The following is a 24783-nucleotide window of genomic DNA, read 5'->3' on the forward strand; positions in this document are numbered from 1 at the left end:
CGGTGCGGAACCCTGAACGCAGTGAAGGATCAAACAAGTGCGCATCGATCGTATCCCCACGGGCAAGAGCCCGCCCGACGACCTGAACGTCATCATCGAGGTGCCGACCGGCGGCGAGCCGGTGAAGTACGAGTTCGACAACGACTCGGGCGCGCTGTTCGTCGACCGCATCCTGCACACGCCGATGCGCTATCCCGCCAATTACGGTTTCGTGCCGCATACGCTCAGCCCCGACGGCGATCCGCTCGACGCGCTGGTGATCGCGCGCTCGCCCTTCATTCCGGGCTGCGTGGTGCGCGCGCGGCCGATCGCGGTGTTGAACCTGGAGGACGAAGCGGGCGGCGACGAGAAGCTGGTCTGCGTGCCCGTCGACTCGACCTTCCCCTATTACTCGAACGTCAACGAGCGCGGCGACATGCCGGAGATCGTGTTCGAGCAGATCGAGCACTTCTTCACCCACTATAAGGACCTGGAGAAGAAGAAGTGGGTGCGCGTGGGCACCTGGGGCGACGCTGACGAGGCGCGCCGGATCACGATCGAGGCGATCGAACGCTATCAGGCGCATCCCAAAGAGCCGGAGGTTTAGCGCCGCCGTAGCCTGAGCTGGTGCCTGGCCGCGACAGGCGCTGCTGGTGGCAACGTTACGCTTGTCTCGGTTTCGCTACTCGCCGCGGCGTCGATCGAGGCGCCTTGGCGCGTTTCGGCGGCGCGCGCATGCCGGCCTCGAGCGCCAGCCACCCCCAGCGCCTGAGCGCATCCGGATCGTCGTAGCAATCGTCGGGCGCGCGGCGGTAGTTCATCGAGCCCACCCGGTCGCCCATCTGTACGGTGAAACGCGGCGCGTCCGCGCCGTCCCACTCGGCGTCGCTGACCTTGTCCGCCTTGAACCACAGCAGGTCGTCGGCGACGATCGCGAACACGGTGCCGTCGCAATAAAGCGTCCGTCCGCCCATCATCGCGCGCGACGTTACGACCCCCGGCGCCATCGCCTCGGCTACCAACTCGATCAATCCGTCCATCAGTGCCGCTCCGCCAGGTGACGCAGGGCGTCGCCCGCGACCCGCTGCACCGTCCACTCGTCCAGCCCGGACGCGCCCATGCCGCGATAGAAGCCGATCGCATCGACGTTCCAGTCGAGCACCGCCCACTCGAACCGCGCGCAACCGCGCTCCAGCGCCAGCGCCGCCAGATGCCGCAGCAGGGCCGTGCCGACGCCGCGCCCGCGCGCCGCCGGGGTGACGTACAGATCCTCCAGATACAGCCCGCGACGACCGGTCCAGGTGGAGAAATTGTGGAAGAACAAGGCGAAGCCGAGCGGCTGATCGGCCTCCGCGATCACCGCCTCGGCCGCCGGCCTGGCGCCGAACAGCGCCTCGGCCAGCGTGTCCGCCGTCGCCTTGACCGCATCCGGCTCCCGCTCGAAGGCGGCGAGCTCGCGCACGAAGCGCAGGATGGTAGGCACGTCGCCGGGTGCCGCGGCGCGGATGCAGACGCTCACAGCAGCGCCTCCTGCGGCGCCCGCGCGGGCTGCCGGATCGCGAGCAGGCAGCCCGCGACGATCAACGCCGCGCCGGCGAAGGTGGTGACGGTCAGTTCCTCGCCGAAATACCACCAGCCGAGCAGCGCCAGCCAGATGAACCCGGTGTATTCGGTCGGCACCAGCACCTGCGCCTCGGCGCGCGCGTAGGCCCAGGACAGCAGCAGCAGCGACACGCCGGCGAACAGCGCCGCCGCCACGATCGCCGGCCACTGCGCCGCAACCGGCGTCACGGCGGCCCAGGGTGCGAAGGGCAGCAGGCACAGCAGCACCGTGCCCGTCTGGAAAAAGGCGATCTCCTGCGGCCCCGCCTGCTGCGCCTGGTGACGCTGCACGACCAGGTTGATCGCATAGAGGATGGCCGACACGATCACCGCCGCGATCCCTTCGACGATGCGATCGCCATGGTCTGCGCCCAGCCGCCCGGCGACGATCACGCCGACGCCTGCCAGGCCCATGCACGAGCCCGTGACCGCGCGGGGGCTGATCGCCTCCTTCAGGAACAGGCTGGCAAGCCAGGTCGCGAGCAATGGCGCGAAGAAGGTGATGGCGATCGCCTCCGCCAGCGGCACCAGTGTGATCGCGTGGAACCACAGCATCGCCATCGCCGCGACGAGCACGCCGCGCGCGACGTGAAGCCTGAGCAGCGCCGGCGCGGGCAGGGCGGGCCGGGTGCTCGCCCACAGCGCGCCGGTCAGCACAACGCCGACGCCGGTACGCCACAGCAGCGCGCTATACGCGCCGAGTGCGAGCCCCAGGCTCTTCATCAGCGCATCCATGACGCAGAAGATCGCGGTGCCGAGTGCCGCGACGAGGAAGGGGATCAGGGGCGAGCGCACCGCGGGTGCCTACCCGCTGCTCTTCCGCCACGCCAGCGCGCGGTGCGAGGGTCAGCGCAGCGTCATCCGGTCGCCTTCGATACGAACCTGCTGCAACCGTCCGAGCCAGGACTGGCCGAGCAGCGAGCGGTCGAGTCCCTCCAGCACCACTGCCGGCACCGGCCCGGCGCGCAGCGGCCCGAGCGCCACCTCGTCCAGCGTTACCGCCATGCCGCGTACCGGCCCCGACGCGCCCGAACCGACAACGCCGAAGGTCGCCGGGTCGACGGCCATTCCCAGCTGCTGCGCGTCTCCGACGGTAAGCGCGACCGTGCTCGCGCCGGTGTCGACCAGCATCGCGACCGGTCGGCCGTTCACGGTCACGTCGGCGTAGAAGTGCCCATCGGCGGCGCGGCGCAGTTCGGTGACCTGATCGGTGAGCAGCTGCGGCTCGCCCGGACGATAGGCCACCGTTGGCCCGGGAGCCGGAGAATCGGCGAGCGTGGGACTCGTTCCGTGCGCGACCTGCGGCGGCGCTGGCGGTCGCGCGAGCGCGATGCCGAGGCCGGCGAGCAGGATCGCAAGGAGGAAGAGGCGCCCCATGCCGCCAGCCTAGCCGGCGTCCGTTGCCCCCGAGTTAAGACAGCGCCTCGTCCAGCAGCCGCGCCAGCCTCAGGCCCCCGCGCCGTACGCTCTCCCGCGCGGCCGGGACAATCCGCGCGACCGTAGCGTCGTCGAGCGTGATCTTCTCCGGCGACGGCCCACACGGATCCCCGCCGAGCGCGCTGGCATATGCGACGTCGCGCGACAGCAGCCAGCTCTCGCGGCTCCAGTCCTCCACCGTGCCGCGCCCCGACCGCACCCGATCGGCGGCGGGGTAGCGGCGGACCAGCGATGGCCCACTGGTTATCGCGCGCTCGGCGAGCGGCCCGTCCCAGACCGAGTGGATGTTGAAGCGCTTGGGCGCATAGACGCCATAGGCCGCGCCCAACCGGTTGCCGCCCAGATCGCCCTTGTCGCCGGCATGAAGCGGCTGATGCAGGTCGCCGACGAAATGGATCAGGAACGCCAAGGCCTCGACCTTCGCTTTGCGCGGCGTGCGCCGGTCCTTGAGCAGCGCCACGTCGCGCTCGATCTGCGCCGACACGCAGTTGCCGTCCTTACAGGCAGGCTTGAGGTCGAAGGGCTGGCAGACGTTCACATTCTGGAAGTGCCAGTTGAAGGCATAGCCGAACCGCTGCTGGCCGGCGGCATCCTTGAGCGGCTTGACGCAATCGGCCCAATAGGCGGCCTGCTCCGGCGTCTTGGCCGGGCATTCGGGCGTCTGCAGCAGCGCCTGATCGGCAAGGATGCGCCGCACGGCACGGCCGGTCGCGGGCCGCACATTCTTCATCGCGATGCTCGCGACGGTCTCGTGGCCATATTCCCAATACGCCCCGGCGGGCGCGGCCAGCAGAAACACGGCGAGCGGGAGAAAACGAAGCATGGCGAGCGCCTTAGCCCTCGTCGCCATAGATCGCCACCCGCCGCTCGCCCCCGGCGGTAGCGAGCCCGCGGTTCATCCCCGGTGTCGTGAACCGCCAGCCCCCCTGCCCGTCCGCGCCCACCACGATCGCGCCGCCGGTGCCGCCGAGCGCGCTCACCTCCGTCAGCACCGCCGCCGTCGCCACGTCTAGGCTTTCGCCCAGTAGCCGCACCCGCGCATCGATCGCCTGCGCTACGCCGACGCGCAGGAAATATTCGCCGGCGCCTGTGCAGGACACGGCGCAGCCGCGATCGTCGGCCCAGGTGCCCGCGCCGATTACCGGCGTGTCGCCGATCCGGCCCCAGCGCTTGCCCGTCACTCCGCCGGTCGAGGTCGCCGCCGCGAGATGCCCGGCCGCATCGCGCGCGACCGCGCCGACCGTGCCGTACTTCATGTCGACATCGTAAGCGTCGTCGTCACGCGCCAGCAGCTCGGCGAGATTGGTGCGGCGCGGATCGGTGACGAACCAGTCGTTGCCGACCTGCTCCAGGCCGATCTCGCGCGAGAAGGCGTCGGCCCCAACGCCGGCTAGAAATACGTGCCGACTGCGCTCCATCACCGCGCGGGCGAGGCCGACCGGGCTGCGCGTGTGGCTGACCCGCGCGACCGCGCCCGCGCCGCGCGTCGCTCCCTCCATCACCGCCGCATCGAGTTCGGCCGTGCCCTCGCGGGTCAGTGCGGCGCCGCGGCCGGCATTGAAGTGTGGGTCGTCCTCCAGCACCGCCACCGCCGCCGCGACCGCATCGAGCGCCGCGCCGCCGCCGGCCAGCACCGCCGTCCCTGCGTCCAGCGCCCGTGCCAGACCGGCGCGCGTTGCCGCCTCCACCTCCGGCGAAAGCCGTCCGCGCTCGAAACGGCCCGCGCCGCCATGGATCATCAGCGTCCAACTCATTAACCCGCGCTAGCAGATCGCACCCGAGCCGCGGAAGGTCAGCCGACCTTCAGCCGCGCGAACACCATGCCGCTGGTGCGGTCGCCGCCATAGGCCGGGTCGAGGGCGTCCGGGGTCAGGCTGCGCGCGACGAGACCGCCGAACCCGAGCTTGACCGACGGCGCGATCGCGAAGTCGCGGACCGCGCCGACCGATGCCTTGCCGACCGTGAACACCGGCCCGTGTGCGCTGCCCGGCGGGGCGAGGAGCTCGTCGCTCTCGATCACTTCGCCGCGCGCGAACACCGTCCAGCGCGCATCCGGCCGCCATGCGCCCTCCAGCACGAAGGCATCCTGGGCGCGGTCGCGGTCACCATCGCCGTGGATGGTCTGCTTGCGGCCCCAGGCGAGCGTGGCGGAAACCAGCCCGGCCTTGCCGACCGGCCTGGTCCAGATCGCGCTCGCGGACCATTTGTCCTGATCGTCCTCGAGCTCGAGCTGCTCGGGCGACTTCTGCCGCGCATAGCTGACCTGCAGCGCCAGCTGGGGCGACGGGTTGACGCTCAGCCGCACGGCGGTCGAGTCGAACTTCGGGGTCTCGATATCCCAGCGGTGCTGGTCCGGCTCGCGCCCCTTGAATCGCGAGGCCTCCAGCTTGACCGGCCCCCAGCTGCCCCCGACCGTCAGCACGCCATAGACGATATGCGTCGAATCGAGCCAATGGTGGCTGATCGGCGCCTCGGGCGAATCCATGATCGACAGCCGGTGCATGAAGGCGGGCGGGCCGAACGCCGGCTCGCCGGGCAGGCCAAAGTAGACGAACGCGCTGCCCCGCTCGCCGATCTTGCGCGAATATGAGGCGGAGAGTTCCATGAACAGGTCATGCGGATGCTGGCGGTCGACGAGCGTGTTCACCCCGTCCGCGGTCTCGCCGGCGGCGAGCAGCAGGGGATAGCCGCGCCTGCCCATCAGCGGATCGGGCGCCAGCATGGCCCGGAACTGGACCGTGTCGCGCACCGACAGCGCGCCGGTCGCCATGCCCATCACCATGCCGCTGGGGAAGATCATGTCGTCGCCGCGCGGCCCGCTCTGCCGGTCGGCGACCAGGTTGAGCTGGACCTGGCCCATCAGCGACCAGTCGCCGGTCATGCGATACACGCCCATCATCGGACTGACGTCGGGCTGCCAGCTGGTGCCCGACGCCTCCCGGTTCATCGGATAGGGGCCGAACGCGGCGCGCATGTCCATCGACTCGTGGCCGGTCATGTCGTGCCCGGCATGGGGATCGGCGGCCGACGGCGCAGGCTGCTGTGCAGGCGCAGGCGCGGCATGATCGTGGTGCTGCGCCACAGCGGGCGCGACGACGAGGAGGCCGAGGGCGATGGAAAGGTGTCGCATGGCAGGGCGCTTGCCACCCGGCTGCGGTAAGGTCAAATACCCCCCATGGGTATGTCGCACACCTCGCATCGCGAACAGCTCCCCCGCCTCAAGCGGGTGGAGGGGCAGGTCCGCGGCATCGCGGCGATGGTAGAGGAGGGGCGCTATTGCGTCGACATCCTCACGCAGCTCCAAGCCGCGCGCGCGGCGCTGACGCGCATCGAGCGCGATATCCTGGAAAGCCACGCCAATGCCTGCGTCGCCCAAGCGGTGCAGTCGGGCGATGCAACCGCGCAGGCAAGCAAGCTGACCGAGCTGGCCGAATTGCTGCGGCGCGCGCTGCGCTGACCCGCCTTGGACATGGCCGGGGATCGGCTATGACGGCCTCATGATCATCGGCCTCGGCTCCGACCTGTGCAACATCGAACGCATCCAGGCGTCGCTCGACCGCTTCGGCGATCGCTTCGAGGCGCGCGTCTTCACCGATGTCGAGCGCGCCAAGGCGGCGCGGCGGCCGTTCACCAAGGCAGGCACGCTGGCCAAACGCTTCGCCGCCAAGGAGGCCTACTCCAAGGCGGTCGGCACCGGCTTCAAGCGGGGCGTGTTCATGCGCGACATCGGCGTGGTCAACGCGCCCTCCGGCCAGCCGACGCTGCGGCTGACCGGCGGGGCTCGGGCGAGGCTTGACGCGATCACGCCTGCGGGCCACGTCGCCTCCGTTCACCTGACCATGACCGACGATCATCCCTGGGCGCAGGCGTTCGTCGTCATCGAGGCACTTCCCGAAGGCTCCGCCCCATGACCGACGCCGCCGTTCCCGAGACCCAAGCGGCCGAACCCGACGCCAGGCCGACCAAGCGCGGCACCGATTGGTGGGGCGAGGTGAAGGGCATCTTCTGGCTGCTGCTGGTAGTGCTCGGCTTCCACTCCTTCATCGCCAAGCCCTTCTACATCCCGTCGGAATCGATGCTGCCGGGGATGCTGGTGGGCGACCGGCTGGTGGTGACGAAGTTCGCCTATGGTTGGTCGTTTGTGTCGCCCACCATCCCCAATCCCGCCGCGATCTTCCGCAGTGTCGTTCTGCGCCAGCCGGGCGAAAGCTGGACGGTGGGACTCCCCGCCTGGAAGGGGCGGCTGCTCGGCCGCCTGCCCGATCGTGGCGACGTGGTGATCGTGACGCCTCCGGGCACGCGCAACGACTATATCAAGCGCGTGGTCGGGCTGCCCGGCGACACGCTGGAGGTGCGAGGCGGCACGCTGGTGTTGAACGGCAGGCCGGTGCCGCGCGGGCCGACGCGCTATCTGGACCTACCGGTTGACCTCAACAGCCCGTGCACCGATTACCCCGGCGCGCGGCGGCTGGTTAATGGGCGCGACGTCTGCCACCTGCCGATCGTCACGGAGACGCTGCCCAATGGGCGCCGCTACGACACCGTCGACCTGCAGCCGGACAGCACCGGCGACTTTTTCGGACCGATCCGCATCCCCGCCGACCACGTCTTCCTGATGGGCGACAACCGCGACCGCTCCGCCGACAGCCGTTTCAGCCTGTCGGAGCTGGGGCTGGGCGGGCCCGTCCCTTACGAGAATGTCGGCGGCCGTGCGGAGTTCGTCACCTTTTCGCTCGACGGCACGACCTCGCTGAACCCGATCAGCTGGTTCACGAGTTTGCGCGGAGGACGTGCGGGCACCTCGCTCCACGCGGAGACGGTGCAATGAGCGAGCCCGCCGACATCCGGCACCCCGGCCATGTCGAGCCCGGCGCCAGCCCCAACGAGGTCCACGACCCGCTGATCCGGCAGGAGATCAAGAAGGCCAAGGTCTGGTTCGGCGCCGCGCTGTTGATCGCGCTGGGCGTCTTGCTGGTCCAGCCGCTGATGGTGATCGGCGCCGGTATCATCCTGGGCGTCATGTTCGACGGCGGGGTGCGACTGCTCGGCCGCTACCTGCCGATTGGGCGCAGCTGGCGGCTGCTGATCATCGTGCTGGCCAGCGTCCTGTTCCTGGTCGGCACCTTCTACCTGATGGGCCTGGGCATCGTGCAGCAGGTCGAGCAGCTTCGCGTCACGCTGGAATTGCAGGTCGTGCGCCTCACCACCTATTTGACGCAGCAGGGCCTGATGCCCGGCGCCTCCGACGTGTCGGGCGTCGCGCGTCAGGCGCTGTCGTCGGTGGGCCGGCTGACCAGCTGGGTCGGCTCCGCGGTGGGCGCGGTCACCACGATGTTCTTCATCCTGGTGCTGGGCCTGTTCTTTGCGATGGAGCCGCGCGTCTATGAGCGCGGCGTCCAGTGGATGATCCCGCGCGCGAGCCGCGACGAGTTCGCGCTGACGCTCGATCGCATGGGCTTCACGCTGCGCCGGCTGCTCGCGGGCAAGCTGCTCGCGATGGTCGCGCAGGGCGTGGTGACGTGGCTGGCGCTCCTGCTCGGCGGCGTTCCGCTGGCGGCGTTGCTGGGCATCATCACCGGCGTGCTTGCCTTCATCCCCAATATCGGGGCGTTCGTCAGCGGCGTGATCATGGTCGCGGTGGGCTTCAGCGCCGGGGTGGACACAGGGGTATGGGCGATCGTCGTGTATGTCGTCGTGCAGGGTCTGGACGGCTATGTCTTCTCACCGCTGGTCGCCAAGAAGACGGTGGACATGCCACCGGCGCTGACGCTGGGCGCACAGATCCTGGCGAGCGCACTGGTGGGGCTGATCGGGCTCGCGCTCGCGGACTCGTTCGTGGCGATGATCAAGGTCGCGCTGGAGCGTCGCGCCGAGCGGGAAGAGAAGCGCGTGGTCACCCGGAGCCCGCCGAACTAACGATGCGGTCGAACAGCGCGAGGTAGCGCGCGGCCGAGTCGTGCCCCCACATTGGCACCGGCACCGGTCGCGGCGCGGTCAACCAGAAGCGCAGCGCGGCCTCGAGCGCCCGCGGATCGTCGCGCGGCACCATTGTCCCCACCGCCGCATCGCTGACGATCTCGGCGACCGCGGGGCTCGACCGGGTGGCAACCACCGGTGTCCCCACCGACAGTGCCTCGCGCAAGACGCCGGGCACACCCTCGAAGTCGGACACCAGCACCAGCGTTGCGGCTTCTGCCATGACTGTGAGCGGATCGGCCGTGTGCCCCGGCAGCTGGAGCCGCTCGGCCACTCCCAGGGCAAGCGCCTGCGCCCGCAAGGCGGCGCGCTCCGGCCCCTCCCCCAGGATCATAACGGGCACACCAGGCAGCGCCGGCATGGCCGCCACCAGCCGGTCCCACCGCTTCTGCCGCGCCAGCCGGCCGACGCCGAGGATGAAGGGCGATGGCGGCAACGACGGCGAAGCGGCGCCGGCGACGGGCAGCGGCGGCGGGTTGGCGATTACGCTGGTCCTCCCGACCATACCCGTCGCGCGAGCCGCCTCGGACGCCGTCGCGGGACTCATCGCGACGAGGTGGTCGAGAATGCGACCGTGCTGACCCAGCCATGCGCGGTGCCAGCGATCCAGCAAGACGCCATGATCGCCACGCCGCACCGCGTTGGACATCTTGCCGACGATCGGCGGGCAGCTGCGTCCGAGCCGAACCCGCGTCCAGGCGGCGATGCCGGTATAATGGTTGCCCGGGCAGAACAGCAGGTCGGGGCGCCGGTCCCGCACCGCGGCCGGCAACCCGCGTGCCAGCCGTCGCATCGAGCCGCCACCGATCTCGACCAGCTCAACCCCGCCGGGCATGTCCGCCGTCAGCGGGCCGATTGCGGCGCCGAGCACCAAAGTCACCCGCCGCCCCGCATCGACCCACCCGCCCGCCAGCCGCAGCAGCGCGCGCTCGACGCCGCCGCCGGCCAGGTCACGCGCATAGGACAGGATATGGTCGGCGGGCACCTCGTGCCTGTACAGCGTGCGCGCCGCGCGACCACCCTGGCGCGAGTGGACAGATCGCCGCACTGGAAGCTGTCACATCAACATCTTATCTGCCGGGTACGCGCCGCCCTTTCCCCCCGCGAGACCCCTCCCCGTCGCCGCATGACCCCGCTCGCAACCGATCTGACGCCGCCGGTCAGCGCTCCGGGCGGCCTGCAGCCCTTGGCGACGGCGACGCGGCGTTCGCCGACCGTGCTGGGCGCGGCCCTGACGCTCGCGATGGTGATCGGGCTCGGCTATGAGCTGTTCCGCCACGGGCTGGACGGCCTGACTCGCGCGACGCCGACCGACCCGCGCTTCTACCTGTGCTTCATTCTCTTCTACATGGCGCTGCCGACCGGAGACTTTCTGATCTTTCGTCGCCTATGGGGCATCCCGCTGTCTGGCCTCGTCGCGCTGCTCAAGAAGCGGATCGCGAACGACGTCCTCATCAACTATACGGGCGAAGCCTATTTCTACGCCTGGGCGCGCGCGCGCGCGACGCTGGTCGCGGCACCGTTCGGCGCGATCAAGGACGTGTCGATCCTGTCGGCGATCGCCGGCAACGCCATCACCCTGCTGATGCTCGCCGCGGCGCTGCCGCTCGGGCGCGACCTGTTGACGCCCGACCAGTTCCGCACCGCGCTCTGGTCAACCGTCGCGCTCGTCGCGCTGTCGCTACCGTTCCTTATCTTCTCGCGCCGGGTGTTCTCCCTGCCGAGGCGGGCGCTGTGGGAGGTGTTCGGGCTGCAATCGGCACGCGTTGTCGCCTCCTCCAGCTTCACCGCACTCGCCTGGCATTTCGCGCTGCCGGGTGTCGGCGTCGGCATGTGGATGCTGCTCGCCGCCGGGCGGCTCCTGGTGTCACGCCTGCCGATGATGCCGACGACGACCAAGGACCTGCTGTTCTTCACCTTCGCGACGCTGTTGATCGGCCAGGACGAAGCGCTGCGTCAGCTGCTCGCCTTTTTCGTCGCACTGACGCTCGTCACCAACGCGGTCCTGATCCTCGCCTTTGGAATTTACAGCCTCGTTACCAGGAGGAAGCCCTGGTGAAACCCGCCAGGCTGATCGCGCTCGCGCTGTTTGCGGGCCTCCCCGCCACCGCATCGGCGCAGGTGCTGGGCGAGGACGCTTGCGTCGGCGGGGCCCCCGCCATCCTGGTGCAGGTCGTCGGCCTGAAGGGCCGCCGGGGCGAGCTCAAGCTCGAGCTCTACCCGGCCAACGAGCAGGATTTCCTGCGCGACGACCGCGACCTGCTGCGCGAAGGCAAGCTGTTCCGCCGCATCCGCGTACCGACGCCGACCGCGGGCGATGTCCGGCTGTGCATGCGGGTACCGCGCCCCGGTCGCTATGCGCTGCTCTTCACCCACAATCGCGACGGCAAGAACAAGTTCAACTTCTGGGTCGACGGCGCCGGCTTCGCGTCCGCGCAGAAGCTCGGGCGCAAGCGACCGAGGCTGCACCAGGCGATCGTCGACGTGCCGGCCGGGGTCCAGCGGATCACCGTCCGCGCGCAATATCTGAGGGGCTTCAGCGGCTTCGGACCGGTCAAGAGCTAGCGCGATGCGCAGCTGCCCATGAGGATCGTCGACGTCAACGAGTTCTACTCGCCGACCGGTGGTGGCGTACGGACCTATATCGACCGCAAGATGGCGATCCTGGCGGAACACGGTCACCAGCTGATCGTCGTCGCACCCGGTCGGGAGGATCGAGAGGAGGAGCGGCCAGGCGGTGGTCGGGTGATTTTCCGTCGCTCGCCGCCGATGCCGTTCGACCAAAATTATGGACTATTCTGGGATGCGGCGCCGATCCACGCGCTGCTGGATCGCTTCGATCCCGACGTGGTCGAATGCAGCTCGCCGTGGCGACCCGCGTGGATCGTCGCGGAGTGGCAGGGACATGCTGCGAAGGCCTATTTCTTCCACGGCGACAATATGGAGGCCTACGCCAAGACCTATCTCGAGCGCCTCGCGCCGCCGCAGCGGATCGAGCGGGCGTTCGGCTGGTACGACCGGTACATGGCGAGCTTCCTCGAACGGTTCGACACGGTGGTGACCAATGGCCCTGCGCTGGCGAAGCGGCTGCGCGCGCGCGGGGTGCGGGTCGACGCGGCGATGACACTCGGGATCGAGCGAGGCCTGTTCTCGCCCGGCTTGCGCGACGAGGATCTGCGCGCGGGCCTGCTCGCGCAATGCGGGCTGCCGCCGTCCGGGCACCTGCTCGTCGGCATCGGCCGGCACCACCGCGAAAAGCGCTGGCCAATGGTGATCGACGCGGTGCAGCGCGCCGGCGCGACGCTGCCGGTCGGACTGGTGCTGCTGGGCCAAGGGCTCGCGTCACGCACGCTGGAGAAGCATGTCGGCGACAGCCCGCACATCCGCCTGTTCCAGCCGGTCTACGACCGCCACCGTCTGGCGCGGATCATGGCGAGCGCCGACGCGCTGATCCACGGCTCGTCCTCCGAACCCTTTGGACTGGTCGCCTACGAGGCGCTGGCCTGCGGCGCGCCGATGATCGTGCCAGACGAGGGCGGCGCGTTCGAGGCCTCGGCCCCAGGCTATGCGGAGGTCTTCCGCGCCAAGGATCCTAAGGATTGCGCGGCGGCGATCGGTCGCTTCTTCGCGCGCGACCAGCGGGCGCTCCGCGCGGCGGCGGGGGACGCGGCGACGCGGGTGCGCTCGGACGAGGATCACGCCGAGGCGCTGGTCGCGCATTATCAGGGCGTGATCGCAGGCAAGCGGCGGGCCTAGCGGACGTACAGCCGCCAGCGGTCGATCCGCGTCGCGCGATAGCCGCGCCGAATGGCTTCCGCGCCGAGGCGCGCGTCGAGACGATCGTCGCCGCTGGTCCACTTGCCCTCGCCGCCGGTCAGGATCGCATCCGGCAGCGGCGCCTGCGCGAGCGTTGCGGCGGACACCAGATGCAACGGCGTCTCGCCGCCGGCAGGTTGCAGAAGGCTTCGGAAGTAGAAGGGTCCGGTGGCGAACCGCGGATCGGGCAGGCGGCGGGTCGACGGCAGGAACTGCGGTGACAGCGTCGCAACCGGGCCCCGCACTCCGGCTGCGTCCATGGCGTCGCGCACCGCCGCCATCTCGCTCAGCGCGGTCCGCATGCCTTCCTCACCCTGGATCAAGGCAGCCGCCGTGGGCGCGAGCCCGGCGAAGGCGAAGGCGATCGCGGCGATCCGGGTTGCCCGCCCGGGAGGGTACCGGCTCCACCGCCAGGCGAGCAGCACGAACAAGGGCGGCAGCACCGGCAACAGATACTGCCGCCAGGTCGGCGTCGGCAGCACCGCCGCGATCAGCCCCGCCAGGATCAACACCATCAGCAGCCCGGACGCGGGTCGGCGCGATACGACGAACAAGGCCAGCAACGCCGGACCGAGCGCCAGGAATTTAACCGCGTCGATCAGCTTGGCCGCTCCCGAAAGCTTCCACGGCCGGTCGGCGTAGAAGTCCGCCGGCGCCATCGTCGGAAAGGTGAACACCCCGAACAGGAAGCCGGCGGGCGCCAGCCATGCCGTCCAGGCGACCAACGCCACCGCCGGCACAGCGCCCAGCATGACGAAAAGCGGCCGATGCGCGCCATGCCGCCACAGCGCCCAGCAGCCATAGCCGGCGGCAGGCAGCGCATAGGAGATCTTCGCCGCCGCCGCGCTCGAGAGCAGTAGTCCGAGGCCAAGCGCCGCCAAGGGCGTCCCGCGCCCGGCCTCGGTGCGCACCGCCAGCCACACCGCGCCGGCCAGGCACGCCGCGGGCAACGCATCGTTACGCGCGGTACCGACCGAAAAGAGCAGGATATCGCAACACGCGAACAGCGCCGCCGCGACCAGCGCCATGCGCGGCTGCCCCACCTCGCGCGCGGCCCCATGGACGCAAGCCACCGCCAGCCCGCCGAGCAGCGCGTTGACGATCCGCAGCGCGGGCCACGTCCACACCCCGCTTCCCCACGCCACCGCCGCGAAGAGGAAGGGCTGCAGCGGTGTCTGCAGATAGGCATAGTCGCGATAAGGCAGCAGGCCGTGTGCGGTCAGCACCGCCGCCGCGACATATTGCGACTCGTCATGGTCGATCGGCCGGGCGAGCGCGAGCAAGCAGAAGACGAGTGCGAGGAGGAGCCACTTCCCTCTCCCGTTCAGGGGAGAGGGCGGAGCCGCCAAGCGGCGCGGGGAGAGGGGCGGTTTGACCGGGCGGCTCCCCCCCTCCTTCCGCGGCTGCGCCGCTCCCTTCTCTCTCCTTGAGGAGAGAGGAAAGTCAGTCACGCACCGCGGTCACAAAGTAATCGAGCGCCGTCGAATCGCTGAGATAGAACCCCCGCCCGGGCGTGAACGCCAGCCCCTGCACATGCCGCACCCGCAGCCCCGCGCCCTCGACCAGCCGCGTCAGCTCGTCCGGCGTCAGGAACCTGTGCCAGTCGTGCGTACCGCGCGGGATCCGTCCCGTGCCCTCAGCCAGCGTGATCATCGCCAGCCGTGACAGCGGCGTGCGGTTGGGCGTGGACAGCAGCATCAGCCCGCCGGGCGCGAGTGCCGCCGCCAGCCCGTGGACGAAGACACCCGGATCGGTGACATGCTCGATTACCTCCAGCGACGTCACCAGGTCGAACACCTCGCCCGCCACGGCCTCGACCCCGCCGACGCGATAGTCGATCGCAAGGACGTTCGCATGCGCCCGCGCCGCCGCGATCACCTCCGCCGCGCCGTCCACCCCGGTCACGTCCGCACCCATCCGCGCCAGCGGCTCCGCGAGCAGCCCGGCGCCGCAGCCCATGTCCAGCGCGCGCCTGCCCGCCAGCGGCGTGAAGCCCGCCGGGTCGCTGCCCCAATGCGCGTCGATCCGGCCGCGCAGGTAAGCGAGCCGCGGCGGGTTCAACCGGTGGAGCATCGCCGAGGAGCCATCGGGATCCCACCACGCCGCCGCCATGCGACCGAAGTGCGCCGCCTCGCGCGCGTCCACGCTACTTGCCACCGTCATGCCCGCGCTTCTAACAGGGCCTCGCCCGGAAGCCCACCGGCGCGAGGGGGAATCGCCGCACCGCCATGGCCCGGATCGTGATGAAGTTCGGCGGCACGTCCATGGCCGGGATCGAGCGCATCCGCGCAGTCGCGGCGCGGGTGAAGCGCGAGGTCGACGCTGGCAACCAGGTCGCGGTCGTCGTCTCCGCGATGGCGGGCGAAACCGACCGGCTGGTCGGCTTCTGCCGCGAGGCGTCGGCGCTCTACGATCCACGCGAGTACGATGTGGTCGTCTCGTCGGGTGAGCAGGTCACCAGCGGCCTGCTCGCCATCGCGTTGCAGGCGGCGGGTGTCCCCGCGCGATCGTGGCTCGGCTGGCAACTGCCCATCCATACCTCGGATGCGTTCGCCAGGGCGCGGATCGGCGCAATCGACCCGGCGGCGCTCAACGCCTCGCTCGCCCGCGGCGAGGTGGCAGTCATTCCCGGCTTCCAGGGCGTCGCCGACGACAACCGCGTGACGACGCTCGGCCGGGGCGGCTCCGACACCTCAGCCGTCGCCATCGCCGCCGCGATGAAGGCCGCTCGCTGCGACATCTACACCGACGTGGACGGCGTCTATACCACCGACCCGCGCATCGTGCCGCGCGCGCGCAAGCTCGCCAGGGTGACGTATGAGGAGATGCTGGAGCTCGCCTCGGTCGGCGCCAAGGTGCTGCAGACGCGCTCGGTCGGGCTGGCGATGAAGGAAGGCGTGCGCGTCCAGGTGCTGTCGTCCTTCACCGGACCCGACGCGCCGATGGCCGACACGCTGCCGGGAACGCTGATCGTCAGCGAAGAAGAGCTTGGGATCGTCGCCGAAGAGGAACTCGACACTGTGGAACGTCAACTCATCACCGGCATCGCGCACGACAAGAACGAGGCCAAGATCACGCTGACCGCGGTGCCCGACCGGCCCGGCGCGGTGGCTGCGATCTTCGCGCCGCTGGCGGACGCGGGCATCAACGTTGACATGATCATCCAGAACATCGCGCACCGGCCCAAGGGGGGCGAAGGCGGTTCGACCGACGTCACCTTCACCGTCCCGGCCGCCGATCTCCCCAAGAGCCTTGCCGTGCTGGACGCCGCCAAGGCACAGATCGGCTTCACCGAGCAGGTCCACGACACGCGGGTGGCGAAGATCAGCGTCGTCGGCGTCGGCATGCGCTCCCACGCCGGCGTTGCGTCAACCATGTTCACGACATTGGGCGCACGCGGGATCAATGTGCTCGCCATCTCGACCAGCGAGATCAAGGTGTCCGTGCTGATCGACGAGGACGAGACCGAGCTCGCGGTCCGCGTGTTGCACACCGCCTACGGGCTGGACGCCACCTAGCGCTCCATCTTCGGTTCGATCCGCTCGCGCCGAGTCCGACCCCGGTTTACCGTCCAGATGTCCCCGTATCGCTCGTGCGGAATCGCGTCCGGGCGCGTGCCGCCGAGCTGCGCGACGATCTCCGGCACCGTGTTGCTGTGGCCGACCACCAGCACCGGCTGCCGTTGCGCCCGCAGGGTCGCGACCAGCGCGGGGGTGTCCGCCGGATCGTACATGACGGGCGTCAGCCGACGCGCGGTGGCGATCGGCGCGGCGGTGGCACGGGTGCGCTTGAAGTCAGTGGTATAAATCGCGCGCAGCCGCTTGCCCCGAAACCAGCCTGCCAGCGCCGCCGCCCGTGCCGCGCCAACGGCGGTCAGCGCCGGATCGCGCTCGCCCGCCGGCGTGTCCGCGTGGCGCGTTACATACACCTGCGCGGCCGCGGGCGAAGCCAGCGCCAAGGCGATCAGGGGAAACAGGCGCATCGTCATCTTCCTTCTCCAACCGGGTTGCGCCGCCGCCGCAGCCCGCGCCAGGCGGCCACAGCCCCGTACGGGACCGAAAGCCAGACCATCAGCATCGCGAACAGCTTGTGGAACTGTTCGCCGCTGTTGCCGAGCTCATAAGACACGCCGGGCAGCAGCGGTAGCGGAACGCCGCCGATCAGCGTGCCGCTGCCGGTCGGATCGGCCCAGGCCGACACCGCCAGCCATCCGGACAGCAGGATTCCCGCAAGCAGCGCCCAGACGGCAAGGAAGAAGCGCCGGTTCGCCGCTGCGCGTATGGCGCCCCGCGCGGCGAGCAGCGTGACCGCGAGACACGCCACGCCCAAGGTGCGATGCCAGGCGAACCACAGGTGCGGGTCGGGCCGTGTTCCTCCGCATGGAATATGTACCCGGTCGCGAACACCGCTGCCACCAGCAGGATGGCAACAACGCTGATGATCCTCGGCTTCAGCACGCACACGACCTTGCCCCCTGCGCTCGCCCGGCGCTAGGCCCCGCTCATGACAAGCACCGGACACGACCGCCTCCACCGCCGCATGGCGCGCGGTGCCGCCTTTCTCGGGTCGGAGGTGGCGATCATGGCGGGCGCCATGTCATGGGTCAGCGAGCGCAATCTCGTGGCCGCGATGTCGAACGCGGGCGGGTTCGGGGTGATTGCCTGCGGAGCGATGACCGTCGAGCTGCTCGACCGCGAAATCGCGGCGACCCGCGAGCGCACCGATAGGCCGTTCGGCGTCAACCTCATCACCATGCACCCCGACCTGATGGCGCTGATCGAGGTGTGCGGCCGCCACCGTGTCGGCCATGTCGTGCTCGCCGGCGGGCTGCCGCCCAAGGGCTCGCTCGATGCGATCAAGGCGACGGGGGCGAAGGTGATCTGTTTCGCCCCCGCGCTGTCGTTGGCCAAGAAGCTGATCCGCTCCGGCGTCGACGCGCTGGTGATCGAGGGCATGGAGGCGGGCGGGCATATCGGCCCGGTCTCCACCAGCGTGCTCGCGCAGGAGATGCTGCCGGAGATCGCCGAACAGGTGCCGGTGTTCGTCGCCGGCGGCATCGGTCGCGGCGAGGCGATCGCGGGCTATCTCGACATGGGCGCGGCCGGCGTCCAGCTCGGCACCCGCTTCGTCTGCGCGACCGAATCGATCGCCCACCCGAAGTTCAAGCAGGCGTTCATCCGCGCGTCGGCCCGCGACGCGGTGGCGAGCGTCCAGCTCGACCCGCGCCTGCCGGTGATCCCGGTCCGCGCGCTCAAGAATGCGGGCGGTGAACTGTTCACCGCCAAACAGCGCGAGGTCGCCGGACACCTCGACGAGGGCCGCGTCGTGATGGCGGAGGCGCAGCTGCAGATCGAACATTACTGGGCGGGCGCGTTGCGGCGCGCGGTGATCGACGGCGATGTCGAGCATGGCTCGGTGATGGCCGGCCAGTCGGTCGGCATGGTGACCCGGGAGGAGCCGGTCGCCGCGATCATCGCCGAGCTGATGGAGCAGGCCGCCCATGCGCTAGACAAGCGCGCCGCGGCTTAATCGATCCGCATTCGACGTTAACCTCTTCGGGTAACGTCCCGATCACGCAGCGCATGGTCAAATTCCTTCGAATATCGAGGGGGTTGGTTCATGCAGATGTCCGGAAAAGTGGCGCTCGCCGCGATCACGTTGCTCGTCTGCACACCGGCGGCGGCGCAGCAGGTCGAGGGTCCGCCGCAGCCGCCGGCGGGCGCGGTGGCGTCGCTGCGGCTGCCCGCGCGCGATGCGGCGGGCGCGTTCGCGACTCCGAACAGCGGGCTGACCTCGGCCGAGACCGTCTGGCACCTGCGCACCGCGCTCAACGTCGCGGCGCTGGGCTGTCGGGGAACTGGCGAGGCGGAGCTTGTCGCCGCTTACAATGCGCTGCTCGCGGCGGAGCGGCAGGTGCTGGCGGTGGCGTCGGATGCGACCACATCGGTGTATCGCGCGCGCCATGGGGCCGGCTGGCAGGCACGCTATGACGACGCGATGACGCGGCTGTACAATTTTTGGGCGCAGCCGGCGGCACAGGCGGCGTTCTGCCGCGAGGCCGACACGGTGCTGCGCGACGCCGCGACGGTTGAACCGTCCGACTTCGCGGGCTTCGCGGCGACCGCCCTGCCGCGGCTGGAGGCACCGTTCCTCGCGCTCTTCACCGAGGTCGAAAGCTATCGTGCGGCGCTGGCGCAATGGCAGGCACAGCGCGCCCCGGCCGTGCAGGTCGCGGCGCTGCCCGGGGGGAGCATGCAGACCGCGATGGACGCCGCGCCCGTGGTGGCGTTCGCCGAGCAGCCATCGCTGCAGATGGCGGCGCTGCAAGCTTCAGGCCCTGCCAGCGAGTGAGCTTTACGCGATCGCAACCAGCCCGCGCCTAAGCCGGCGCCGGGGGAAGACTCGGGAGAGAATTCCATGCGTATTGCCGCTGCTCTTGTTCTCGCCGGCCTGCTCGCCGGTTGTGTCGGGAAGCCGGTGGTAGTGGCCGTCGTGCCTGCGCCAGCGCCTGTGCTGGTGGAGGCGCCGCCGCCCGCGCCGACGCCGATCAACGCCGGGTTGAGCGAGGCGGCGACGCTATGGCATCTGCGCGCGGGCCTCAACGTCGCCGCACTCGCCTGTCGCGGGTCCGAGGAGGCGATCACGGTCGCGCGCTACAATGCGCTGCTCGCGCGCAACGCCGCCGCGTTGAAGGCGGCGGAGGCGGCCTATGCGGCTGAATATCAGGCCAAGGGCGGCGCGTGGCGCGACCGCTACGATGACGAGATGACCCGTTTGTACAATTTCTTTGGCCAGGCCCAGGGTCGGGAGGCGTTCTGCGAGGCGGCACGCGTTGCGCTCGCCGAGCTGGAGACCGCGCCCGACCCGGCCATTGGCGCGGCGGCGCGGCTCGCCTCGCTCGACCGGCCCTTCGCGCCACCCTGGCTGCCGGTCGACCCGCGCATCTTCGGCGGGCCGGTGCGGCTGGCCGCGCGCTAGCGCTCCAGTCGGAACAGCGCCTCCACCGGCTCGCCCAGCGCGTCGGCAAGCTTGAGCGCCAGCACCGTGGACGGCACGAAGACGCCGTTCTCGACCGTGTTGATTGTCTTGCGACTGACCCCGAGCCGCGCGGCGAGTTCGGCCTGGGTCCAGCCCAGCGCGGTACGCTTGTCGCGAAGGCTGTTCGCGAGCCGCTCGCTCATCGCAGCGCGCGACGCTCCTGCATGGCGAAGCTGAGCAGCGCTGCCGTCAGCCCGCCGGTGACGACCACATGCACGGCCTCGCGCGGGGTGATCGCCACGATCTGCGCCAAGAGATAGACCGTGATCCCACAGGCCATCGCCACCCAGAAGCCCGTGGCACAGGCGCGAAGCCGGTGTAGCCGCGTGGTCTCGTCGTTCAGCAAGGCGCGCACCGCCGGCGAACGGAACAGGCCGCCGCCGGTCGCCAGCATCAGCAACAGCGCCGCCGTCAGCACCACCCATGCGCCGATCTTGACCTGATCGACCCCGCGCGTGGCGTCGGGCGACAGGAACACCGTCTGCTGGGTGAGCAGCAGGACGGCGAGAACCGGGATGATACGCGCGCGCCCGCGCGTGAGATGGTCGGCCTGGTCGATGTCGCTAGTCATGGATGATCCCCGCAGTAACCTACGGGTGACAGGTAACCTAAGGGTTACATCATGACAAGGCCTATCGCAGGGTTTCCCCCCGACTCCCGTTAGGTTAACAGCCGGCGGATGGAGGGATCCGTCCTCGATCAGCCGGTGGCCGGACGCTTCGTGGGCACGGAGCATCGCTATCCCGTGCGCGTCTATTTCGAGGACACGGACCTTTCCGGCCTCGTTTATCACGCCAACTACCTGCGTTTCATGGAGCGCGCGCGCTCGGACATGCTGCGCGTTGCGGGCGTCGACCAGCGTACTGCGTTCGAGGCGGGCGAGGGCGCCTATGCCGTCGCCGATCTCCAGCTTCGCTATGTCCGGCCCGCCCGGCTCGACGACGCGCTGCTTGTCGTCTCGCGCTTGATCCAGGTGCGCGCGGCGAGCGTCGTCATTCATCAACAGGTCAGGCGCGAGGCCCAAGTCCTGACCGACGCCACCGTCACGGCCGCACTGGTTGCCCCATCTGGGCGGCCACGGCGGCAGCCGGCGGCATGGACCACGATCTTTCGGCAATTACTGCCCCAAGAGGATAGCCAGTGAACCCCGTTCTCGTCACCGACCCGGCATCGCTGTCTCCGCTCGCCTTGTTCATCCATGCCGACTGGGTGGTGAAGGTGGTGATGGGCGGCCTGCTGCTCGCCAGTGTATGGACCTGGGGCATCATCCTCAACTTCTGGCGCCGGGTCGGCCGCACCCGCAAGGCGATGCGCCTCTTCGAACAGGATTTCTGGAAGGCCGAAGACCTCGACGCCTTCTACAAGACGCATGCCGACAGCGAGCTGCCGTCGGCCAAGGTGATGGCGTCGGGGATCGCAGAATGGCGGCGCTCCACCGCCGGGGCCGGGGTGGACAAGGTGGCGACGCGCGAACGGCTGGCCACGGCGATGAGCGCCGCGGCGGCGGGCGAGGTGGACCGGTTGTCCGACCGGCTCAACATCCTGGCCACGGTCGGCTCGGTGGCGCCGTTCGTGGGGCTGTTCGGCACCGTCTGGGGGATCATGCGCTCCTTCTCCGCGATCGCGCAGGCGCAGAACTCGTCGCTGGCCGTGGTCGCGCCGGGCATCGCGGAGGCGCTGTTCGCGACCGCGATCGGGCTGTTCGCGGCGATCCCGGCGGTGATCGCCTATAACCGCTTCAGCCATGCCGTGAACCGGATCGAGGCGAGCCTGCAGCGCTTCGCCGACGGCTTCCACACCACGCTGTCGCGGCAGCTGGACAGCGTACGGTAGCCCCCCGATGGCGATGAACCTAAACTCGCGCCGCGGCCGCGGCCGCGCGCCGATGGCGGAGATCAACGTCACGCCGCTGGTCGACGTGATGCTGGTGCTGCTCATCATCTTCATGGTCACCGCCCCGCTGCTGACGACCGGTGTGCCCGTGAACCTCCCCGACAGCCGCGCCAAGCCGCTCGCGCAGGAGCAGAAGCCGGTCGAGGTCTCGCTCGACGCGGCCGGCAAGCTTTACCTCGACAAGAAAGAACTGGCCGAAACCGCCCTGCCTGCGCGGCTGGAACAGCTCGCCAGGCGTGCCGAGCCGCCGCAGATCTACCTGCGCGCCGACCGCGGCCTCGATTACGGTCGGGTCATGCGGGTGATGGGCGAGCTCAACCGCGCCGGGCTCAACCGGGTGTCGATGGTGACGATCGAGGGCGCGCAACCGTGAACGACCGCTCGGCCGGCGTTGCGGTCGGCCTGGCCCTGGCCGGCCATCTCCTCCTGCTAGGTCTGCTGTCGGTCGCCTGGGGGCAGCAGCAGCCGCGTACCTGGCCCAAGCCGACGCCGCTGGAGGTGAGCCTGGTCACCGAGGTGGCACCCGAAGCGCAGGCCCCGCCCGCGCCGGAGCCGCCTGCGCCGTCGATCGCGCCCGATCAGGGCTTGCCGGAGGACGCCTCACCGCCGCCCGTGCCGGTGCCCGAACCCGCCACGCCCGCACCCCCCGTGCCGGTTCCGGCGCCACCTGCGCCCGCCAAGCCGGCGCCGCCCCAGCCCCCGATCAAACCCGCCGCCAAGCCCGCCCCCGCCCCAAAGCCGGCGCCTGCTAAGCCCGCACCGGCGAAGCCGGCGCCGGTGAAGACCCCAGCGGCGGCGAAGGCTACCCCCGCCAAAGCGGCCGCCGCGAAGTCCGCCGCAGCCACCTCCGCACGCCCGCGCAGCGACCGGCTGGCGGGCCTGTCGCTCGGCACCGGCGCGAACCCGGCTGCGACCGCATCGCGCCCGCGCGGGGCACGGCTGGGCGACGATTTCCTCAAGGGCCTGTCCGCCGACGCGCCCCGCCGCCCGGCTTCAACAGCCGCACCCGGCGCAAAGCCGGGCCCCTACCCCACCGCCTCGATCGTCCAGGCGATCGCGCGTCAGATCCAGCCCTGCGCCGACCGCCAGGTGAACCCGGGTCCAGGCGCCAACCGCATCGTGACGACGCTCAACATCCGCCTGAACCCCGACGGTACGCTCGCCGCGACGCCCACCAAGCAGCGCCAGTCCGGCGTCAACGACGAGAACGAACGCTACGCCCAGCGCGTCGTCGATCTCGGCGTCGCCGCGTTCAAGGGCTGTTCACCCTTGAAGCTGCCTTCTGAATACTACCAGACGGCGAGTGGCGGGTGGAACAACATCAACTATCAGTGGCAACTGCGGTGAGGGAGCTTGGCTCCGTCATCTGCTCGCTTCCATCTTCCCCGGCGCAGGCCGGGGCCCAGTTGCCACGCGTTTTCTTGGTGAGGTCCGTCCTCTGCCACGCAACAGCTCGAGACTGTGCCCCGGCCTCCGCCGGGGAAGAGCATCTTGCCGATACGGGTCGCCGATGAAACGTCTGCTCGCCTTCCTCTCCCTCCTCGCCACCCCCGCCCTGGCGCAGGAGCCCACCTCCGCACAGACACCCCCACCGCTGGAGGTGTCCGTCACCGGCGGCATCTCCGCGCCGATGCCGATCGCCATCCCCGTGATGCCGACTCAGGCAGCGGTCGATACCCCGGCGGGCAACACCGAGGCACTCGGCCGCCAGCTCGCCGAGATCGTCGCCAACGACCTGCGCGGCTCCGGGCTGTTCGCCCCGCTCGCCCCCGGTCAGCTCCGCCCCGTTGCCTCAAGCGAGGTCAACGCGCCGCAATTCGATTATTGGGGCGGCACGGGCGCGCAGGCGCTGGTGCAGGGCTTCGTGCGCGCCAACGGCGACGGCACACTGACCGTCGGCTGCTACCTCTACGACGTCTTCGCCAAGGCGGAGCTGGCGCGGCAGGGCTTTGTCGTGCCGCCCGCCGACTGGCGCCGCGCCGCGCACAAATGCGCCGACACGGTGTACGCGCGGCTGACCGGCGAGGGACCGTATTTCGACAGCCGCGTCGTCTATGTCTCGGAGACCGGCCCCAAGGGCAAGCGCGTCAAGCGGCTCGCGATCATGGACCAGGACGGCGCCAACCACCGCTTCCTGACCAACGGCCAGTCGATCGTGCTGACCCCGCGCTTCAGTCCGAGCCAGCAGTCGATCGTCTATATGAGCTATGTCGGCCGCATTCCGTCGATCTATGTCTACGACATCGGCTCCGGCCGGCAGCGGCTGGTGGTACAGAACGTCGCCACCACTTTCGGTCCGCGCTTCTCGCCCGACGGCCGCTGGATCCTGTTCTCGATGGCGACCGGCGGCAACACCGATCTCTACCGCGTCCCCGCGAGCGGCGGCAGCGCGCAGCGGCTGACCACCTCGCCCGGCATCGACACCGGCGGCAGCTATTCGCCGGACGGGCGGCGCATTGTCTTCGAGAGCGACCGTTCCGGCGGACAGCAGCTCTATGTCATGAACGCCGATGGCTCCGACCAGCAGCGCATCTCGTTCGGTGGCGGCCGCCATGCGACGCCGACCTGGAGCCCGCGGGGCGACCTGATCGCCTTTACCAAGATCGCCGGCTCCTTCCGCATCGGCATCATGTCGCCGTCCGGCGGCGGCGAAAAGCTGCTCACCGACAGCTGGCAGGACGAGGGGCCGAGCTGGTCGCCCAACGGTCGCGTGTTGATGTTCTTCCGCTCTGGCCAGGGCGGGGGCGGCATCGCCGATCTTTGGTCGGTGGACCTGACCGGCGTCAACGAACGCAAGGTGCCGACGGTACTCGACGGGTCAGACCCGTCATGGGGACCGCTTCGACCATAAAACCGTTACGCAGGGACTATCGGGGGCATCGATACACCCAAGGAGAAGACGAGATGGCTAAACCGACGATCCCGACAAGGGCCTTGATTGCCGCGGCCATGCTGGTGGCGGTCGCAGGCTGCGCCAAGAAGCCGCCCAAGGAATTGCCGCCACCGCCAGGTGAGCCGACGCAATCTACCCAGGATCCGAAC

General features: G+C 70.0%; 31 protein-coding genes. 17 read left to right on the forward strand and 14 right to left on the reverse strand.

The genetic code is table 11. The annotated features are described in order from the left end of the window. Nucleotides 1–37: 37 nt before the first annotated feature. Nucleotides 38–586 carry an inorganic diphosphatase gene (gene ppa, locus VFQ64_RS00475; protein ID WP_325101334.1) on the forward strand — a complete coding sequence of 183 codons (549 nt, stop codon included), beginning with the start codon at nt 38–40 and terminating at the stop codon, nt 584–586. A 55-nt stretch (nt 587–641) separates the two neighbouring features. On the opposite strand, the gene VFQ64_RS00480 is transcribed toward ppa, so the two are convergent. Genes VFQ64_RS00480 through VFQ64_RS00510 form a run of 7 tightly spaced genes read right to left on the reverse strand, consistent with a single transcriptional unit; the run spans nt 642 to nt 6148 of the window. After that, nucleotides 642–1019 carry a TfoX/Sxy family protein gene (locus VFQ64_RS00480; protein ID WP_325101335.1) on the reverse strand — a complete coding sequence of 126 codons (378 nt, stop codon included), beginning with the start codon at nt 1017–1019 and terminating at the stop codon, nt 642–644. Next, nucleotides 1019–1498, reverse strand: a complete 480-nt coding sequence (locus tag VFQ64_RS00485) for a GNAT family N-acetyltransferase (protein WP_325101336.1) — start codon at nt 1496–1498, stop codon at nt 1019–1021. Before VFQ64_RS00485 ends, VFQ64_RS00480 begins: the two co-directional genes overlap by 1 nt. Beyond that, nucleotides 1495–2376, reverse strand: coding sequence for a DMT family transporter (locus VFQ64_RS00490; RefSeq protein ID WP_325101337.1), 882 nt, complete (start codon nt 2374–2376; stop codon nt 1495–1497). Before VFQ64_RS00490 ends, VFQ64_RS00485 begins: the two co-directional genes overlap by 4 nt. Before the next feature lie 51 nt (nt 2377–2427). Next, nucleotides 2428–2958 (reverse strand): retropepsin-like aspartic protease family protein, encoded by a 531-nt coding sequence (locus VFQ64_RS00495; protein WP_325101338.1) that lies wholly within the window; start codon nt 2956–2958, stop codon nt 2428–2430. A 34-nt stretch (nt 2959–2992) separates the two neighbouring features. Continuing rightward, nucleotides 2993–3841, reverse strand: a complete 849-nt coding sequence (locus VFQ64_RS00500) for a S1/P1 nuclease (protein ID WP_325101339.1) — start codon at nt 3839–3841, stop codon at nt 2993–2995. 10 nt (nt 3842–3851) lie between these two features. Further along, nucleotides 3852–4772 (reverse strand): isoaspartyl peptidase/L-asparaginase family protein, encoded by a 921-nt coding sequence (locus VFQ64_RS00505; protein WP_325101340.1) that lies wholly within the window; start codon nt 4770–4772, stop codon nt 3852–3854. Nucleotides 4773–4810: 38 nt separating this feature from the next. Further along, entirely contained in the window at nt 4811–6148 is a 1338-nt protein-coding gene (locus tag VFQ64_RS00510; protein ID WP_325101341.1) for a hypothetical protein, read from the reverse strand. 45 nt (nt 6149–6193) lie between these two features. On the opposite strand from VFQ64_RS00510, the gene VFQ64_RS00515 reads away from it, so the two are divergent. From VFQ64_RS00515 to VFQ64_RS00530, 4 genes are read left to right on the forward strand one after another with little or no spacing between them, the layout of a single operon-like run. Next, nucleotides 6194–6475, forward strand: coding sequence for a metal-sensitive transcriptional regulator (locus VFQ64_RS00515; protein WP_325101342.1), 282 nt, complete (start codon nt 6194–6196; stop codon nt 6473–6475). A 40-nt stretch (nt 6476–6515) separates the two neighbouring features. Next, nucleotides 6516–6929, forward strand: a complete 414-nt coding sequence (gene acpS / locus VFQ64_RS00520; RefSeq protein WP_325101343.1) for a holo-ACP synthase — start codon at nt 6516–6518, stop codon at nt 6927–6929. Next, on the forward strand, nt 6926–7846 hold the full coding sequence (lepB, locus tag VFQ64_RS00525; RefSeq protein ID WP_325101344.1) for a signal peptidase I: 921 nt from the start codon (nt 6926–6928) through the stop codon (nt 7844–7846). Before acpS ends, lepB begins: the two co-directional genes overlap by 4 nt. After that, complete coding sequence (locus VFQ64_RS00530) at nt 7843–8934, forward strand: AI-2E family transporter (RefSeq protein ID WP_325101345.1); 1092 nt, start codon at nt 7843–7845, stop codon at nt 8932–8934. The genes lepB and VFQ64_RS00530 overlap by 4 nt, the downstream gene beginning before the upstream one ends. Here the strand turns inward: VFQ64_RS00530 and VFQ64_RS00535 are convergent. After that, a complete protein-coding gene (locus VFQ64_RS00535; RefSeq protein WP_325101346.1) occupies nt 8912–9979 on the reverse strand; it encodes a glycosyltransferase in 1068 nt (355 codons plus the stop codon). The genes VFQ64_RS00530 and VFQ64_RS00535 overlap by 23 nt on opposite strands. Before the next feature lie 141 nt (nt 9980–10120). Between VFQ64_RS00535 and VFQ64_RS00540 the strand changes: the two genes are divergently transcribed. The 3 genes from VFQ64_RS00540 to VFQ64_RS00550 are packed head-to-tail and all read left to right on the forward strand — an operon-like array spanning nt 10121 to nt 12750. Then, nucleotides 10121–11053, forward strand: a complete 933-nt coding sequence (locus tag VFQ64_RS00540) for a hypothetical protein (RefSeq protein WP_325101347.1) — start codon at nt 10121–10123, stop codon at nt 11051–11053. Continuing rightward, entirely contained in the window at nt 11050–11559 is a 510-nt protein-coding gene (locus tag VFQ64_RS00545) for a DUF2141 domain-containing protein (RefSeq protein ID WP_325101348.1), read from the forward strand. The genes VFQ64_RS00540 and VFQ64_RS00545 overlap by 4 nt, the downstream gene beginning before the upstream one ends. 18 nt (nt 11560–11577) lie before the next feature. Continuing rightward, complete coding sequence (locus VFQ64_RS00550) at nt 11578–12750, forward strand: glycosyltransferase (RefSeq protein ID WP_325101349.1); 1173 nt, start codon at nt 11578–11580, stop codon at nt 12748–12750. Here VFQ64_RS00550 and VFQ64_RS00555 read toward each other — a convergent pair. Both VFQ64_RS00555 and ubiG read right to left on the reverse strand, forming a co-directional pair. After that, nucleotides 12747–14093, reverse strand: coding sequence for a DUF2029 domain-containing protein (locus VFQ64_RS00555; RefSeq protein ID WP_325101350.1), 1347 nt, complete (start codon nt 14091–14093; stop codon nt 12747–12749). The two genes, VFQ64_RS00550 and VFQ64_RS00555, sit on opposite strands and share 4 nt — an antisense overlap. Before the next feature lie 160 nt (nt 14094–14253). Further along, nucleotides 14254–14973 (reverse strand): bifunctional 2-polyprenyl-6-hydroxyphenol methylase/3-demethylubiquinol 3-O-methyltransferase UbiG, encoded by a 720-nt coding sequence (ubiG, locus tag VFQ64_RS00560; RefSeq protein WP_325101351.1) that lies wholly within the window; start codon nt 14971–14973, stop codon nt 14254–14256. A gap of 65 nt (nt 14974–15038) precedes the next feature. Between ubiG and VFQ64_RS00565 the strand changes: the two genes are divergently transcribed. Next, the gene (locus VFQ64_RS00565) at nt 15039–16328 is read left to right on the forward strand and encodes an aspartate kinase (protein ID WP_325101352.1); all 1290 of its coding nucleotides are present in this window, start codon (nt 15039–15041) and stop codon (nt 16326–16328) included. Here the strand turns inward: VFQ64_RS00565 and VFQ64_RS00570 are convergent. After that, nucleotides 16325–16792 (reverse strand): phosphoglycerate mutase family protein, encoded by a 468-nt coding sequence (locus tag VFQ64_RS00570; protein ID WP_325101353.1) that lies wholly within the window; start codon nt 16790–16792, stop codon nt 16325–16327. The two genes, VFQ64_RS00565 and VFQ64_RS00570, sit on opposite strands and share 4 nt — an antisense overlap. A gap of 2 nt (nt 16793–16794) precedes the next feature. Continuing rightward, complete coding sequence (locus VFQ64_RS00575; protein ID WP_325101354.1) at nt 16795–17133, reverse strand: hypothetical protein; 339 nt, start codon at nt 17131–17133, stop codon at nt 16795–16797. Between the two features lie 216 nt (nt 17134–17349). Here VFQ64_RS00575 and VFQ64_RS00580 point away from each other — a divergent pair, with 216 nt between their 5' ends. From VFQ64_RS00580 to VFQ64_RS00590, 3 genes are all read left to right on the forward strand, one after another. After that, the gene (locus tag VFQ64_RS00580) at nt 17350–18339 is read left to right on the forward strand and encodes an NAD(P)H-dependent flavin oxidoreductase (RefSeq protein WP_414712844.1); all 990 of its coding nucleotides are present in this window, start codon (nt 17350–17352) and stop codon (nt 18337–18339) included. A gap of 90 nt (nt 18340–18429) precedes the next feature. Continuing rightward, a complete protein-coding gene (locus VFQ64_RS00585; protein ID WP_325101356.1) occupies nt 18430–19161 on the forward strand; it encodes a hypothetical protein in 732 nt (243 codons plus the stop codon). Nucleotides 19162–19227: 66 nt separating this feature from the next. Then, nucleotides 19228–19788, forward strand: a complete 561-nt coding sequence (locus tag VFQ64_RS00590; RefSeq protein ID WP_325101357.1) for a hypothetical protein — start codon at nt 19228–19230, stop codon at nt 19786–19788. Here the strand turns inward: VFQ64_RS00590 and VFQ64_RS00595 are convergent. After that, nucleotides 19785–19991, reverse strand: a complete 207-nt coding sequence (locus tag VFQ64_RS00595; protein WP_325101358.1) for a helix-turn-helix transcriptional regulator — start codon at nt 19989–19991, stop codon at nt 19785–19787. The genes VFQ64_RS00590 and VFQ64_RS00595 overlap by 4 nt on opposite strands. Beyond that, nucleotides 19988–20419 carry a hypothetical protein gene (locus tag VFQ64_RS00600; protein ID WP_325101359.1) on the reverse strand — a complete coding sequence of 144 codons (432 nt, stop codon included), beginning with the start codon at nt 20417–20419 and terminating at the stop codon, nt 19988–19990. The genes VFQ64_RS00595 and VFQ64_RS00600 overlap by 4 nt, the downstream gene beginning before the upstream one ends. 108 nt (nt 20420–20527) lie before the next feature. On the opposite strand from VFQ64_RS00600, the gene ybgC reads away from it, so the two are divergent. From ybgC to tolB, 5 genes are all read left to right on the forward strand, one after another. Beyond that, nucleotides 20528–20992 carry a tol-pal system-associated acyl-CoA thioesterase gene (gene ybgC / locus VFQ64_RS00605; RefSeq protein WP_325101360.1) on the forward strand — a complete coding sequence of 155 codons (465 nt, stop codon included), beginning with the start codon at nt 20528–20530 and terminating at the stop codon, nt 20990–20992. Next, complete coding sequence (gene tolQ, locus VFQ64_RS00610; protein WP_325101361.1) at nt 20989–21681, forward strand: protein TolQ; 693 nt, start codon at nt 20989–20991, stop codon at nt 21679–21681. The genes ybgC and tolQ overlap by 4 nt, the downstream gene beginning before the upstream one ends. A 7-nt stretch (nt 21682–21688) precedes the next feature. Then, entirely contained in the window at nt 21689–22114 is a 426-nt protein-coding gene (gene tolR / locus VFQ64_RS00615; protein WP_325101362.1) for a protein TolR, read from the forward strand. Then, nucleotides 22111–23088: a cell envelope biogenesis protein TolA gene (locus VFQ64_RS00620; protein ID WP_325101363.1), complete on the forward strand. Its 978-nt coding sequence runs from the start codon at nt 22111–22113 to the stop codon at nt 23086–23088. Before tolR ends, VFQ64_RS00620 begins: the two co-directional genes overlap by 4 nt. Nucleotides 23089–23251: 163 nt before the next feature. Beyond that, nucleotides 23252–24592, forward strand: coding sequence for a Tol-Pal system beta propeller repeat protein TolB (gene tolB, locus VFQ64_RS00625; protein ID WP_325101364.1), 1341 nt, complete (start codon nt 23252–23254; stop codon nt 24590–24592). The last annotated feature ends 191 nt before the right edge of the window (nt 24593–24783 follow it).

The organism is Sphingomonas sp., from assembly GCF_035714405.1.
Classification (GTDB): Bacteria; Pseudomonadota; Alphaproteobacteria; order Sphingomonadales; family Sphingomonadaceae; genus Sphingomonas.